Source organism: Bacteroidales bacterium MB20-C3-3, assembly GCA_035609245.1.
In the GTDB taxonomy this organism is placed as follows: Bacteria; Bacteroidota; Bacteroidia; order Bacteroidales; family UBA932; genus Bact-08.
In genome coordinates this window covers 782,913-798,493 of record CP141202.1, presented here as the reverse complement: position 1 = coordinate 798,493, position 15,581 = coordinate 782,913, and the positions used below count along the sequence as shown (strand labels likewise).

Annotated in this window: 13 protein-coding genes; 12 read left to right on the top strand and 1 reads right to left on the bottom strand. The window is 47.0% G+C overall.

From position 1 onward, the window contains the following. Positions 1 to 639 precede the first annotated feature (639 nt). The 8 genes from U5907_03635 (at position 640) to U5907_03600 (ending at position 9,705) form a co-directional block, all read left to right on the top strand. Positions 640 to 2,007 (top strand): nucleotide sugar dehydrogenase, encoded by a 1,368-nt coding sequence (locus U5907_03635; GenBank protein ID WRQ34077.1) that lies wholly within the window; start codon positions 640 to 642, stop codon positions 2,005 to 2,007. A 9-nt stretch (positions 2,008 to 2,016) separates the two neighbouring features. Then, complete coding sequence (locus tag U5907_03630) at positions 2,017 to 2,550, top strand: UpxY family transcription antiterminator (GenBank protein ID WRQ33742.1); 534 nt, start codon at positions 2,017 to 2,019, stop codon at positions 2,548 to 2,550. Between the two features lie 33 nt (positions 2,551 to 2,583). Next, complete coding sequence (locus U5907_03625) at positions 2,584 to 3,264, top strand: DUF4290 domain-containing protein (GenBank protein WRQ33741.1); 681 nt, start codon at positions 2,584 to 2,586, stop codon at positions 3,262 to 3,264. Positions 3,265 to 3,281: 17 nt separating this feature from the next. Further along, positions 3,282 to 4,748 carry a UDP-N-acetylglucosamine 1-carboxyvinyltransferase gene (locus tag U5907_03620; protein ID WRQ33740.1) on the top strand — a complete coding sequence of 489 codons (1,467 nt, stop codon included), beginning with the start codon at positions 3,282 to 3,284 and terminating at the stop codon, positions 4,746 to 4,748. Between the two features lie 40 nt (positions 4,749 to 4,788). Next, positions 4,789 to 7,344 carry a DNA translocase FtsK gene (locus U5907_03615; GenBank protein ID WRQ33739.1) on the top strand — a complete coding sequence of 852 codons (2,556 nt, stop codon included), beginning with the start codon at positions 4,789 to 4,791 and terminating at the stop codon, positions 7,342 to 7,344. A gap of 177 nt (positions 7,345 to 7,521) precedes the next feature. Further along, positions 7,522 to 8,175, top strand: coding sequence for an outer membrane lipoprotein carrier protein LolA (locus tag U5907_03610; protein WRQ33738.1), 654 nt, complete (start codon positions 7,522 to 7,524; stop codon positions 8,173 to 8,175). 114 nt (positions 8,176 to 8,289) lie between these two features. Beyond that, positions 8,290 to 9,153, top strand: a complete 864-nt coding sequence (locus tag U5907_03605; GenBank protein WRQ33737.1) for a hypothetical protein — start codon at positions 8,290 to 8,292, stop codon at positions 9,151 to 9,153. Between the two features lie 33 nt (positions 9,154 to 9,186). Further along, a complete protein-coding gene (locus tag U5907_03600) occupies positions 9,187 to 9,705 on the top strand; it encodes a GNAT family N-acetyltransferase (GenBank protein ID WRQ33736.1) in 519 nt (172 codons plus the stop codon). Positions 9,706 to 10,229: 524 nt separating this feature from the next. Here the strand turns inward: U5907_03600 and U5907_03595 are convergent. Then, entirely contained in the window at positions 10,230 to 10,850 is a 621-nt protein-coding gene (locus tag U5907_03595; protein ID WRQ33735.1) for an NUDIX domain-containing protein, read from the bottom strand. Between the two features lie 49 nt (positions 10,851 to 10,899). Between U5907_03595 and pyrE the strand changes: the two genes are divergently transcribed. The 4 genes from pyrE to U5907_03575 are packed head-to-tail and all read left to right on the top strand — an operon-like array spanning position 10,900 to position 15,160. Next, positions 10,900 to 11,535: an orotate phosphoribosyltransferase gene (gene pyrE, locus U5907_03590; protein ID WRQ33734.1), complete on the top strand. Its 636-nt coding sequence runs from the start codon at positions 10,900 to 10,902 to the stop codon at positions 11,533 to 11,535. A gap of 29 nt (positions 11,536 to 11,564) precedes the next feature. Further along, a complete protein-coding gene (locus U5907_03585; GenBank protein ID WRQ33733.1) occupies positions 11,565 to 11,984 on the top strand; it encodes a hypothetical protein in 420 nt (139 codons plus the stop codon). Then, positions 11,984 to 13,750, top strand: a complete 1,767-nt coding sequence (locus U5907_03580; GenBank protein WRQ33732.1) for a beta-N-acetylhexosaminidase — start codon at positions 11,984 to 11,986, stop codon at positions 13,748 to 13,750. Before U5907_03585 ends, U5907_03580 begins: the two co-directional genes overlap by 1 nt. 15 nt (positions 13,751 to 13,765) lie before the next feature. Then, positions 13,766 to 15,160 carry a hypothetical protein gene (locus U5907_03575; GenBank protein WRQ33731.1) on the top strand — a complete coding sequence of 465 codons (1,395 nt, stop codon included), beginning with the start codon at positions 13,766 to 13,768 and terminating at the stop codon, positions 15,158 to 15,160. Positions 15,161 to 15,581 lie beyond the last annotated feature (421 nt).

The window sequence follows — 15,581 nt, the reverse complement described above, 5'->3', positions numbered from 1 at the left end:
CTTTTGCCGAATGGCTAAATCTGCGAAGCACCTTTTAAGCCCGGCCGGGAACCGGCCGTGTAAGAAGCGGAGCACCTTTTAAACTTTGGGGTAGGCGGTGTAGTCTGTACCAGGGAGGCAGGTAGACAGGCAGGTAGACAGGTAGACCCGTGCGGCTGTAATGCGCAGGGTGTGAGTTGCTTAACACTTAACCCCGCGGATGATCCGCGGGGTTAAGTGTTAAGGTGAAGAGCGACAGAGGGTTGCGGCGGTGCGGGTAGAGGTGGTTGCGGCGGTGCGGGTATGGGTGGTTTGGTTGGGTTGTGGCGGTGCGGGTTGGGGTTTTTTGTGCCGAATGGCCAACTCAGGCCGGGCTTCATGCCCGGCACCATATAAATCCTTCACAGGCGGTTGGGGGGGGGAGGGGGCACCTTGCCACAGTTTTTGGCAAGTGTCAGGTATAGAGGTATTTGCTATAAGGATTTTTTGCTAAGCGTTGAGCTTAGCGAAAAAATGCTCTTATTATGTGTCAGGAATACAGCAACTTGCCAAAAACTGTGGCAAGGTGGCAGAAAAGAGGGGGAAGGTGGTATTTAGTCGGTCTCTTTTTTTATCTTTGTATGAGAAAATTATGGTGTGATGGATATTTTATATAGTAAGATTTATGGTGAACTTAAGGAGGGGAGGGTGAAGCTGGCGGTTGTGGGGTTGGGTTATGTGGGGTTGCCTCTGGCTCTGGAGTTTGCGAGGTTTGTGGATGTTGTGGGGGTGGATGTGGATGAGGCGCTGGTGGCGAAGTTGTGGAAGGGGGTTGATCCTAACGGGGAGATTGGTGCCGATTCGTTTTCGGGGAGGAGGATTTCGTTTACGACAAATCCGGCGGAGCTGAAGGGGGCTCGGTTTATTGTGGTGGCTGTGCCGACTCCGGTTGACAGGCATAACAAGCCTGATTTATCGCCGTTGTTGAGTGCTACTAAAAGTGTGGGTAAATATTTGAAGAGGGGGGATGTGGTTGTTTATGAGTCGACGGTTTATCCGGGGTGTACCGAGGAGGAGTGTGTGCCTGTGCTTGAGTCTCTCAGCGGGTTGAAGTGTGGGGTGGATTTTAAGGTGGGGTATTCGCCTGAGAGGATAAATCCGGGTGATACTGAGCATTCGTTGCAGAACACTGTGAAGATTGTGTCGGGGTGTGATGGTGAGACGCTTGATCTGGTGGCTCGTGTCTATGAGCTGGTTGTGAAGGCGGGTGTGCACAGGGCTCCGGCAATGAAGGTGGCTGAGGCTGCAAAAATTATTGAGAATACTCAGCGTGATGTTAATATTGCGCTTATGAATGAGCTCTCGATTCTGTTTAACAGGATGGGGATAAATACTTATGATGTGCTTAAGGCTGCGGGGACTAAATGGAATTTTCTTCCGTTTACACCGGGGCTGGTAGGGGGACATTGCATCGGCGTGGATCCGTACTATCTTGTACATAAGGCTGCTGCGCTTAAGTATCATACTCAGATGGTGGCGAGCGGGAGGTTTGTGAATGATTCGATGGGTGGGTATATTGCGAAGCAGACGGTGAAGCGGTTGCTCGGGGCGCGAGTGGTGAGCGGGGCGGCGGGCGCGGCTCCGTCAGGAGCCGGGCCGGGCGGCACAGCGGCCGGGGCCGCTGCGCCCGCCGCCAGCAGGGCAGGATTGCGGGTTCTGGTCTTAGGTTTCACATACAAGGAGAATGTCTCTGATATAAGAAATACTCGGGTGGCTGATATTGTGAATGAGCTTCAGTCGTACAATTTACAGGTGGATGTTGTTGATCCTAAGGCGGATGGTGCCGAGGTGCTGGATGAGTACGGAATTGTGCTTGAGCCAAAGGCGGAGGGGATGTATGATGCTGTAATTCTTGCTGTTGCTCATAAAGAGTACAGAGAGATGGGGGTGAAAGGGCTATCGGCCTTGCTTGCTGAGGGGGGACTCTTTGTTGATGTTAGAGGACTCTTCAGGGAGATGGAGGCGAAGTTTATGTACTGGTCTTTATAAGAGGTAATTATGAGCTGGTATGTTCTTTACACTGCTGCAAGGGCGGAGAAACAAGTTGCTGCCAGGATTGAGGCGGAGGGTGTTGAAAAGGGGGGGGTTGAGGTATATCTCCCGCTTCACAGACTTAAAAGAAAGTGGAGTGACAGAATCAAGGTTGTAGAGGAGCCGCTATTCAGGTCGTATGTATTTGTTAAGTGCGACGAGCATACTCTCTATAATTTGAAGCAGATACCCGGTGTTGCCAATTTTATTTGGTACGACAGGCGTCCCGCCAGGGTAAGGGATGAGGAGATAGAGGCAATAAGGGAGTTTCTTGTTTATGCCGAAAACAGGGAGCTTGTAACATCGGGTGACAGGGTGCAGATTTTATGCGGCTCTTTTGAGAAGAGGGAGGGTAGGGTGCTTTGGGCCGATAGTAAGGTGGCCTCTCTCTATCTTGAGGAGCTTGGTGCAAAGATCTGTGTTGAGTTAGAGAATATTGGGCGGGTGGAGAAGCCTGGCGAAGGTGCTCCGGCGGCTGCCGGGAGTACCCGCAAAAAATAAATAGAATCAGAAATTTGATTAACAATTCTAGAAATGGATTACAATACACAAAGGAAAAAGCTTATTATGCCGGAGTACGGCAGGAATGTCCAGAAGATGATTGAGTATGTGAAGGGGATAGAGGACAAGGAGAAGCGCAATGAGCAGATTAAGACTGTTCTTACGGTTATGGGGATTTTAAATCCTTCGCTGAGGGATATCAGTGATTTCAGACACAAGTTGTGGGATCATGTCCAGATAATTTCTGATTTTGATATTGATATCGAATCACCTTATCCAACTCCCACCAAGGAGACTTTTTCAACAAAACCTCATCCTATTCCGCTTGAGACTACCCCTTTAAAGGCTGCTCACTATGGAAGAAATATCCAGAATATGATTGATATGGTGGCTGCCAAGGAGGATGGCGAGGTTAAGGATAATATGGTGAGGGTTCTGGCTAACTATATGAGACAGCAGTATCTTATATGGAACAAGGATTCGGTAACTGAGGAGACAATTTTTGCGGACATCAAGAGGTTGTCCGGCGGAAAACTTGTTGTAGGGCCAAATATTCATATCGGGATTCATAAGGAGGGTGTGCACAACTTTAAGGAGGGGGGCCACAGCTTCAACAAAGAGGGTGGTCACAATCCTCAGCACAGGGATAATCAGCACAGGAATCGTAACCTGAAGTTTCGCAATAACAATAAGGGCAGAAATAAAATTGGATAAATAAATCAGATATAAATATGGCAGTATTCAGAGTTGAGGGCGGGCATCGGCTTAAGGGCGAGTTGGTTCCGCAGGGTGCTAAGAATGAGGCGCTTCAAATATTATCGGCGGTGTTACTTACTCCGGAAAGGGTGGTTGTGCATAATGTGCCTGATATTCTGGATGTGATGAAATTGGTGGAGATGCTTGGGGATCTGGGTGTTGTGGTGGAGGAGCTGGGCGAGGCGGCGGCGGAAGCGGCGGCCGGAGCTCCGGCTCCTGCCGCCGCAGGCGGGGGAGGCGAGACAGGCGGGGGAGCGGGCGGCGCGGAAGCGGCGCGAGCCGCTTCCGGGGCTGCCCACGGCAGCCCTGCCGGCGAAGCCGGCGCCGCCCGCCTCATCTCCCGCTCATACGCCTTCACTGCCCGCAACATCAATCTTGATTTTGTCCGCAGCGAGGAGTTCCGCAGGAAGTCCTCCGCGCTTCGTGGCTCTGTGATGCTTACCGGTCCGCTGCTCGCAAGATTCGGCTTTGCCTATATGCCTAAACCGGGCGGTGACAAGATTGGCAGAAGAAGGCTTGATACTCATCTTATTGGTTTTGAGAATCTTGGTGCAAAACTTAACTGGCAGCAGGGTGCTTCATATTTTGAGATCACTGCAAAGGATGGTCTTAATGGTGCCTATATGCTTCTTGATGAGGCATCTGTAACCGGTACTGCAAATATTGTCATGGCTGCTGTTCTTGCAAAGGGGACTACAATTATTTATAATGCAGCTTGCGAACCATACCTTCAGCAACTTTGCAAAATGCTTGTGAGAATGGGTGCGAAAATTTCCGGAATCAGCTCAAATCGTCTCGTTATTGAGGGTGTTGAGTCGCTGGGCGGAACAGAGCATACCATCCTCCCTGATATGATTGAGGTTGGCAGCTTTATAGGGCTCGCCGCCATGACCGGCAGCGAGATCACAATCAAAAATGTAGCCTACGATGAGCTGGGTATTATACCTGCTCAGTTCCGCCGCCTTGGAATTACTGTTGAGCGAAGAGGAGATGATATCTATATTCCTCAGCACGATCATTATGAGATTGAGAGTTTTATGGATGGCTCAATTATGACTATTGCGGATGCGCCATGGCCGGGTCTTACACCTGACCTGCTCTCGGTATTCCTTGTGGTTGCTACTCAGGCGAAGGGGAGTGTTCTTATTCATCAGAAGATGTTTGAGAGCAGGCTCTTTTTTGTGGACAAGCTTATTGATATGGGTGCTCAGATTATTTTGTGCGACCCTCACCGGGCAACAATTATTGGTCACAACAGGGAGTTTTGCCTGAGGGGTACCAGGATGGTCTCTCCCGATATCAGGGCCGGTATTGCAATGCTTATTGCGGCAATGTCTGCAAAGGGGACTTCAATAATTGAAAATATTGAGCAGATTGACAGAGGGTATCAGGATATAGACAGAAGACTAAACGCAATAGGGGCAAAAATAGAGCGTCTCTAATCATTGTCAATTCTAAAATTTTTAAGGAAGAGAAACGAATATGGCCAGCAACAAGGAAAACGGCACAAAAGAAAATGGCGCAAAAGAGAGTACCTCAAAAAGTACAGCTTCTAAACCAAAGGTTAGGACTTCACGCTCAAAAACAGGTGAAAACGCACCCCCGCCCAAAGGGATGGAGGCAGCACGCCTTATTACGGGGCTCTTCTTTGGAGGGCTCTCGGTCTATACTTTTATAGCTCTGATATCATATATTTTCACATGGGCCGAGGATCAGTCGCTTCTTTCAAATCCTGAATTCTGGAATAATATTGTTCCGGTTGAGAATGGTGGTGGAAAGGTGGGCTTTCTGTGGTCTAATTTGCTAATTTCAAAATTATTCGGACTTGGCGCATTTGTTATTCCATTTTTCTTTGGTGCGGTTGCTATTTTCTCTCTTAGAATTAAGAGGGTGCGACTTCTGAGACTCTTTTTCCTCTCTGCTTTCGGCGCCATTATTATTTCAGTATTTTTCTCCTACATATTTGGTTTTACCCGTTTTGTGGACTGGTTTGGCAATGGCGCAGGGGGCTCTTACGGTTACTATGTGAATGAATGGCTTATCTCAATGATTGGCGCTACCGGAGCCGGGTTGCTGGTCTCCACAATCCTTGTCCTGTGGCTCTTTTTGTGCAGTTACCGTTTTGTGAGCTGGTTCAATATGGGTATTGCTGCCATTTTCCACCGCAAACCAAAGGAGAAGCCGCTTGAGGCCGATGCAGTTGCGGGTGCCGATGTTGCTGCGGCAGCGGGTGAGGATCCGGAGGATCCGTTTGAGTTGATAATTGATGGTGATGGGGGTGTTGCGGGTGATGAGGCGGCCGAGCGGAGCGAGGCGGCCTGTCCCGGTGCGGCGGAGGCGGCAGCGGGAAGCGCTGCGGGTGCAGCCGCCACAGGTGAAATTCCTCTCGAAATCCCACTTGAGACCCCAATCGATATTTTTAACGAAGATATCTCAGGTGAAGAGACAATTCAGGAAGACGAGAATACTGAAGATACAGATGACTCCTCCCAGGACTTCCTTAAGGATATACCTCCCGGATCTCTTGATACTCTTTTTGACCCAAGACTTGACCTCTCAAGTTACAAATCACCCGGCATAGAGCTGCTTGATGACTACCGTGACAAACGCTTTGAGGTCTCAAGGGAGGAGCTGGAGATGAACAAGAGGAGAATTGTTAAGACTCTCGGCGACTATAAAATAGGCATTGACAGAATTACAGCCAGAACAGGCCCAACTGTTACTATGTATGAAATCACCCCGTCTGCGGGTGTCAGGATATCTCAGATTAAAAGACTTGAGGATGATATCGCAATGTCTCTTGCCGCAAGGGGTGTGCGTATAATCGCACCAATACCGGGAACCAACAGTGTGGGTATTGAGGTTGCAAATTCAAAGCCGAGTGTAGTACCTCTCAAGACTATGCTTATGGAGGATAAATTCAGAAACTCCGGCTACGAGCTCCCAATTGTTCTCGGCCGTACCATTTCAAACGAGCCTCTTACTTTTGACCTTGCCAAAATGCCTCACCTGCTTGTTGCCGGTGCTACCGGTCAGGGTAAATCTGTAGGTCTTAATGCAATTATTACCTCCCTCCTTTACACAAAGCACCCCTCTGAGATGAAATTTGTGCTTGTGGATCCAAAGAAGGTTGAGCTCTCGCTCTACTCTAAAATAGAACACCATTTCCTTGCAAAACTTCCTGATGCAGAGGAGGCTATAATTACTGATACACAGAAAGTTGTATATACTCTCAAGTCCCTGACAATTGAGATGGATTCCCGTTACGATCTTCTGAAAACTGCCCATGTACGCAACATTAAAGAGTACAATGAAAAATTCCTCTCAAGAAGACTGAATCCTCTTAAGGGACACAGGTTTATGCCATTTATTGTAGTGGTTATTGACGAGTATGCAGACCTGCTTATGACCGCCGGGCGGGAGGTGGAGGAGCCTCTGACCAGGCTCGCCCAGCTGGCCCGGGCTATCGGCATTCACCTTGTAATAGCTACCCAGCGTCCAACCACTAATATAATTACAGGCCTTATCAAAGCAAACTTCCCAGCCCGAATCGCTTTCAAAGTTATATCAAGCATTGACTCCCGCACCATACTCGATACTACCGGTGCCAATCAGCTTATCGGTCGCGGAGATATGCTCTTTATGTCCGGTGCCGAACTCACCCGTGTGCAGTGTGCTCTTATTGAGACCAAAGAGATTGACCGAGTTGTACAGTTTATCAGCGATCAGAGGGGCTACTCAACGGCACACTATTTGCCTGAATATGCAGGAGAGGAGGGAGAGGCCATGGCCGGCGAGGTTGACCTTGGCAAGCGAGATAAGCTCTTTGACGAAGCGGCTAAACTTGTGGTTCAGTATCAGCAGGGATCTACATCTCTCATCCAGAGACGGATGAACCTTGGATACAACCGAGCCGGCCGCATAATGGACCAGCTTGAAGCCGCCGGCATTGTCGGCCCAAGCGAAGGTAGCAAGGCCCGCCAGGTCCTCATCACGGACTTCAACTCCCTTGACCGCATACTCGCGAGTCTGGATTAGAACCCGCGAAGCGGGCGGGCGGCCCGCCCGCCGCCCGCCCGCCCGCTCGCCTTCCCGCCCGCCGGGGGTTTGAGTGGGATATTCGTATAAATATCACATTGTAAGGCTGTTAGCAATGTGATTTTGAAAAAGTTTTATAAAAACATAATTATAAACACCTGATTGTCTGTAATATAAATGAAAATCCCTGTCAACACTTTTCTTTTCTTTTTTGTTTTTTTACTGATCCAAGTGTCGGCTCATACCCAAATACAAGCCCAAGCAAAAACCTTAAAGACGCAGGATCTGCTTAACTCTTTTACAAACAATATCAAGAGCAAGAGTTTGGTAACTATGGAGTTTGAAATGATATCTGGTTCAGGTAGTTATAAAGGTAGTGTGGTAGCATCAGGTGGTGCATATAAAATGGAAAACAATGAACTTGAGTTATTTTGTGATGGTGAAACTAAATGGATCGTCAACCATTCTGGTAAAGAGATTTCAATTTTCCATCATGATCCCGGCCATACTGATATAGTTGAAAATCCTATGGGCTTTTTTGGCTCTATTGATAAAGGGTATACCTTTTCAGAAAAATCGTCACTGGATAATAAGGGCTTGTATACTATAGAGTTGAAACCAAAGAATAAACATACAGCATATAAAACAATTACTTTGGGTATTGAATCTGGTTCATATAATCCGAGACTGGTCAGATACACTGCTAAGGATAATACTGTATATACAATTATTATATCAAAATTCACTTCATCCGGTCAGCCGTTAGCTCCATCCTCTTTTCGCCTGGCGGAGCCATACCCTTCCGGATATTTTATTAATGATTTAAGGTGATCAAATAATATAAATTTGCCAGAAGAAAAGCTAATTATTTATAGCCGATTTTAAATACTTAAAATCGGCTTGTCTGTTTTCTTATCCATAACTTAGCTCAAACTTATTTTTTCAGTGGAGGAGTTTAATGAGATGATAGAAAGGAAATTTGAGAGTCTTCTTATGCAGAGAAAAGTTCAAAAGGAGGTTAATAGAAACAGATCCGGAGGAAAAAGAAGGGCAAGGAGGAGGAAGAGAGTTCTAAGTGGTTTTTTTCATGTCTATGTCAGGGGCTATCAGAGCCGGTTAGTTTTTCTAAAGGATGATGATAGAATTATGTTCCTTATTATTACTAATGAGGTGTTTAAGGAAACAGGGTCGAGTCTGCTGGGGTATATTTTATTAGATAACCATTTCCATTTTTTGTGTAAAACCGAGAACATTACCCGGCTTATGGGGCAGATAATGTTCAGATATACAATGTGGTATAAAAGACAGTATCCGGTAATTAAATCGGTCTTTGATACACCTTTCGGCAGCTCGCCGCTTTATAAAAGCAGTTTAATCAAGGAGACTTTTCTCTATCTGCTTAGCAATGCCAAACGAGCGAATATGTGCCGGGTGCACGAGGAGTATTTCTGGAGTTCGGCGAACCAGTATTTTTCCGGTGGCAGACACCTTCTTGATAAATACATTGAAGTTGATGCCTCCTATGCACTATCCAACTACTCATCGGCATACACACTTAACAAAGAGGTAAATGAATTTAAGCCGATTTTTAAGGATGGTAAGGTTCCGCTAAGGAAACGCACACCGGATGATAAGGTTTTTAGTTATTTTAATTCATTGCTTAAGAACCGAATAATCAGGGATATAGATAGGGAAGAGGTAGCTTTTATAATTAAGTCTTTAAGGTTTAACTGTCATGCGACTTACTCGCAAATTAAGTATTTGGTTCCCAGGTCATTTGAAAACATAAGAAAAGTGTGCAAAACTTAATTTTTTATTAATTTTAATTAAGAAAATTAAGTTATGGATAAGTTTTTGGTAAGGCGGGTTAAGGCCGATGAGATTGAATCTCTCCAACGAATCAGCCGCAGGACATTTTATGAGACCTTTTGGATGAGTAATACTCATCAGAATATTATTGATTATCTTGAGAATAGCCTCTCTCTTGAGGCTCTCAGCCGGGAACTTGAGAACCCGAATTCTGAGTTTTACTTTCTATTTCTTGATGCTGAGTCTGCCACTGATTTCGAACCGGCTGCTTATCTGAAACTTAATTTCCTTAATGTGGAGCTTGAGAGAATTTATGTTCTGAGTAAGTTTCAGTGCAAAGGTATAGGCCGATACCTTCTTGATTTTTCTATTCAGCTTGCCCTCTCCAGGCGCGCCCCAATTCTCTGGCTGGGTGTCTGGGAGCGCAACTACAATGCTATCGATTTCTACAAGCAAAATATCTTTCAGTACTTTGGCAAGCACACATTTCGTCTTGGCCAGGATCTCCAGACTGACATTCTTATGCAGAAAATCTTACTGCCGAACGGCTAAGCCTGCGAAGCACCACTTAAACCGGCCGGGAACCGGCCGTATAAACTGCGAAGCACCTTATAAACTTGGCGGTTTGACAGGGATATTCGTTTATCTAACAGGGAGTTAGACACTTAAAAATTGGTTTTTTGAAAAGTTTTTTAAAATATGATTTTCAATTGCTTGTCTTTTAAGAACATAAACGAATATCCCTGTCAACCCTGCTGCGGAACGGAGGCATTTATATGGTGCCGGGCGGGAGGCCAGGCGGTTACCCGCCCGCCCGGCTTTATGTTAGCCATTCGGCAGTTGATTTTTGCGAAACCCGCACGGTTCTAAGTCCCAGATTATCAATATTTAGACAATCCACGGCTTCACCTTGCCACAGTTTTTGGCAAGTGTCTTATAAAGAGATATTTACCATATGCGTTTTTTAGAAGCATTGAATTTGTCAAGAAAATGCACTTAGTAAGTGCAAGAAAAACAACAACTTGCCAAAAACTGTGGCAAGGTGGTGCCCGCCAGGCTAGGTGGTGCCCGCCAGGCTAGGTGGTGGCGAGGGCTCTTTGGTAGAGGTAGCGGATGGCGGGGTAGCTGGTGTCGAGGTAGGTGGGGAGTTCGCGGGCGGGGACCCAGATGGCGCGTTCGATCTCCTCTTCTTGCTGGGGATGGGTTTCGGTGCCGTTGCCTTGGTACTCCATCAGGTACCAGTGGGTGGTCTTTAGGTAGAAAAGGCCGTTGCGGTGGTAGGTGTGGAATGTGTCGCTAAGGTAGTTGAGTATTTTGAGGTCGTGAACGCCGCACTCCTCTTCTACTTCGCGGATGGCTGTGTTGCCAATCTCTTCATCGGGCTCTTGCATGCCTTTGGGAAAGTCCCATACTCCGTGGTGGAAAATTATGAGGTATTCGCCTTTTTTGTTGGTGACTATTCCTCCGGCTGCTGTGATGGGGGTGAGGTCAGATGTGATTCGGGCTATGGTACCGGGCTTGTCTTCTGTTGAGATGTAGAGTTTCTCAAGTGTGGGGGTTTGGTCAAAGTATCTTGCGAGCTCTGCGAGGGGTGGGTGGATCTCCGGAGAGTATATTACTGCGTCCGGTTCGCTTAATGCGGCATGTTTTGGAGAGCAGACTGCCAGGCAGCGCTGGTTGAAGTAGATTCTGTACATTAAAAAATAGGAATGAAATTACTATCTTTGTGCAAAGATACTTTTTTTTATGGAGTCTATTGAAAAAATTATAGCCAGACAGTTGCTGGAGATTAAAGCGGTGAGGCTGAGTCCTGATAAACCTTTTGTGTGGGCATCGGGCTGGAAGGCGCCTATCTATTGTGATAACAGAAAGATCTTGTCTTATCCAAAGGCAAGGGAGATTGTATATAAGAGTCTTGCGAGAATAGTGGAGCAGAATTATCCTAAGGCCGATTATATTGCTGGTGTTGCTACCGGTGCTATTGCGTGGGGAATGCTTGTGGCTGAGTTTCTGGGTAAGCCTTTTGTTTATGTGAGGCCTAAACCAAAGGATCATGGTACTGGTGCTCAGGTGGAGGGTGATCTTCCTGAGGGTGCTAATGTTGTGATGGTGGAGGATCTGATATCAACCGGACAAAGCTCGCTTTCTGCAGTGGAGGCTGTTGAGAGGGCAGGGGGACATGTGCTTGGTATGGTTGCTATTTTCTCTTATAATTTTGATAAGAGCAGGCGCGCTTTTGAGTACAGAAATCTGGAGTTGAGAACTCTTACAAATTATGATACTCTTATTGAGGAGGCTGTAAGTTGCAGCTATATCAGGCAGGAGGAGCTTGAAACTTTGCGTGAATGGCGTTTCCGCCCGGATATGTGGGGTGTGGAGTAGCATTCAGCTCTCTTTTTATTTTTTGAATCATGGGTACTACAAATGCAACAGGCAGACAGATAAGGGTTTCTCGTCCTGCCAGCGAGTTATTTGCGATTTTCTCTGATCTTACAAATTTTACCAGGGGTATGCCGCTGGATCAGCTTGAGAAGGCTGGTGTTGTGTCTTCTTCTGAGTCTATAAGGGGTAAGATGCAGGGTTTTGAGCTGGGAATAAGGATTGCCGAGAAGATTCCTTTTTCTGTTGTGAAATATGAGTCTTTTGGTCCGTCGCCTGTGCCGTTCAGGATCTTTGTGAGGATTGAGGATGGGGGTGCTTTGCAGAGTCTTTTTAATATTGAGCTGGAGGCTGAGCTTGGTGGAATGTTTAAGATGATGCTGGGCGGAAAGTTGCAGGAGGCTGTTAATCAGCTGACTGACAGATTAGAGGCTGCGTTAAATTTAAAATAATGAGTAAAATTCTAAAATACGCCGTGACTTTTCTGATTCTGGTTTCGGCAAATACATTTTTTCTTTTTTCTAACAAGATGAGTGGTCAGTCAAAAACATCAATTATCCCTCAGCCGCAAAAAATTGTGAGTCAGGGTGGAGGCTTTTTCAATTTGGACGGCTCGGTTAAGATAGTTGTCACCGATTCATCGCTTGACCCCTCTGCCGGTTTTTTATACGGATACCTTAAGAGGTATTACGGTCTTGAAATTGAGGTTGTAAAGGGAAGCAAAAGAGTTAAAAAGGAAAAATCGGCAATTGTGCTCGCCCTTACTCCTGATGGAGCCGGCAGAGTTGCTGAAGGCTCATTTGATCCGGGCAATCCTGCCGGTAGTGTTGCCGAAAGTGGCTATCGGCTTAAGGTATCTGACGCAGGAGTTGTACTGGAGGGGGAGGGAAGACAGGGGGTTTTCTATGCTGTTCAGTCGTTTATACAGCTATTGCCTGTTCCCGAGTCGCTTACCGGTGTTGTAACTGTTGGCAAAAAGGCATCAGAGGTGCCAGTTGCATCTAGAGCAGAAGGTGTCAAGATAAAATCTCTCTCGGTCCCTTTTGCTGAGGTTGAGGATGCTCCAAGATTTGAGTACAGGGGGATGCACCTGGATGTTGTAAGGCATATATGGTCTGTTGATTATATTAAACAATATATTGATTATCTGGCTCTTCATAAGATGAACTATTTTCATATTCACCTTACTGATGACCAGGCCTACAGGATTGAGAGCAAGAAGTATCCAAAACTCAACTCTATTGGCTCGTGGAGAGCGGGGACAATTATTGGTGTATTCCCTGGAACCGGTGTGGATTCAACAAGGTATGGCGGTTTTTATACTGCAGAGCAGCTAAAGGATATAGTTAAATATGCCTCTGAGAGGTATATCACAGTGGTTCCGGAGATAGATGTTCCGGGCCACTCAATGGCAATAATTTCAAGCTATCCGCAGTTCAGTACAACTCCTGAAATTCCGAAGCAACCGGCAATAACCTGGGGAATCTATAACAGACAGAATAATGTGCTTGCCCCATCTGAAGAGTTGTTCGTTTTTCTCAAGGATATCTTCAATGAGCTTATGGATATCTTCCCGTCAAAACTTATCCATATTGGTGCCGATGAGTGTGCCAAGCGCTGGTGGGAGGAGTCTGAGAGTACAAAGCAGTATATGAGGGAGAGGGGAATTGCCGATTTCAATCTGCTCCAAAAACATTTTGTAGAGAAGCTGTCTGCAGTGATGAGTGAGAGAGGCCGGGTGATTGTAGGATGGGACGAGATGATAGACGATGGTCTTGTACCGGGCTCTGTTGTAATGAGCTGGAGAAATGCGACTAATGGCTATAAGGCTGCTGAACAGGGACACAAAACAATTCTTACTCCAATGAGACAGAGCTATTTTAATATAAAACAGAGAGACAAAGAGGATTCTCTGAGTCATCGCGACTGGAAGGTTGCTCTTTCTGATGTATATAACTTTGAGCCTGTTCCTCTGGAGCTAAGCGCTGAAACTGCATCTAATATTCTTGGTGGACAGGGTTGTATGTGGACCGAGTATTTTCCTCACAGACAGAGGCTTGAATATGGTATTTTTCCCAGACTAAGTGCAATTGCCGAGGTATACTGGTCTTTGCCTTTTGTGCGAAATCTCGATAATTTTGTAGAGAGGCTTCAGAAGCAGTACGCCAGGTATGACCTCTGGGGTGCAAACTATTATGCCGGTAACAGAATCAGATAAATAGAAGATTAATTGATGGCGGAAAGGGTACTACCTCCGGAATTTTCTGAAATGCTGCGCGAGGCTGTGGGCAACGACCTCGCAGGTAAAATCACTGAGGCTATTCTCACCACTCCGCCTGTAACTTCTATACGCAAGAATCCGGCCAAATGGCCTCGGCTTGCCGCAGCCGGCCACTCGCTTGCTGCCGGCCATCCCGCCGAAGGCGGGTGGCCGGCAGAGAGCGGCGGGCCAGCCCAAATCCCATGGTGCCCTGACGGCCTCTATCTTGCCGAGCGCCCTAATTTCACAATGGATCCCGCTTTTCACGCAGGTGCCTATTATGTCCAGGAGCCTAGTTCGATGATTATTGAGGTGCTGCGCCCGCTTGCAGCCGGCGCTGCCAGGCTGCTGGATTTGTGTGCTGCGCCTGGAGGTAAGACAACTCATCTTGCGAGTATGATGGGCGGGGCGGCGGGCAGCCCGGCCGAAGGCCCGGCTGCCGCCCGTGCTGGCGGCCTCACCGCCAACGAAATTATCCGCTCCCGCGCCGCCACCCTTCGGGAGAACATCACCAAATGGGGCGACCCCCGCATCACCGTCACCTCGCTTGACCCATCGGCCTTCGCAAAACTTGGACACCGCTTCGACTTCATCCTTGTCGATGCCCCCTGCTCAGGTGAAGGAATGTTCAGAAAGGATCCCGAGTCAATCAATGAGTGGTCTGTGCGAGCTGTAAATGAGTGTGTTGTACGTCAGCGTAAAATTGTTAAAGATATCTGGGAAACACTAGAGCCAGGTGGTCACCTCGCATACTCCACCTGCACAATGAACCGGCATGAAAACGAGGAGAACATAAGCTGGTTCTCCCAAACACTCGGTGCTCAAATTGTACCCCTTGGTCCATACCTTCAGGCAGCCCTCCATCACACAGCAACACCTGATAACAACAACCTTGGCATAATTCTCACACCAGGGGGCTCTCTTCGTCTTCATCCTGGACTGGTAAAAGGAGAGGGTATTTTCCTCGCCCTTCTTCGTAAATCCGATGACGCCTCTTCCTCAAATTCTAACTCATCTCTCAAGACTGAATCCAGATCAAACTTAAACTCTAACTCCAGCCGCAGTTCCGCCCCCAAACCTAATGCTTACGGCAACTCTAAAGCTAAGGGCAATAGCAAACACATGGTTGCACCTCCGGATCATGCTGATGCTTACTCGGTTAACTACTCTGGTCCATACCCTTCTGTTGAACTGACTAAGGAGCAAGCTATCAGTTATTTATGCCGAGATTCTCTCTCACTTCCTGAATCTCCAGCCGGTTATCTGCGAGTTACTTACTGTGGATTAGGTCTCGGTTTTGTCAAGAACATCGGCACCCGTGCAAATAATCTGCTTCCAACCTCCCTCAGGATTTTGAATCGAAAATAGGGTTGACTAAAGTTTCCCACGTCAAAAACTCGAAATTGACTCTCTAAACTTGTCGCTGTCTGATTGCAAGTAACAGCCTTTCGGATATAGCGCGCATCTGTTCAAAATTGGTTTGACAGGGATATTTGTATATATGCTTAAAAAATAAATAGTTGCAAATTGCAATTTTAAAAACTTTTCAAAAAACCAATTTCTAATAATCTAACTATCTGTTAAATAAACGAATATCCCTGTCAAACCCTAGCCCGCCTCCTGCCAATTCACCGCCTCCTGCCAATTCACCGCCTCCCGCCAAGTTTAAAAGGTGCTTCGCAGTTTATACGTCCGGTTCCCGGCCGGTTAGCCAGCATATAAAAAAATATGGCTCCCGTGGGGGAGCCATACCTTATAAATATTCACCGAGCGGTTACGGCTGAATCGG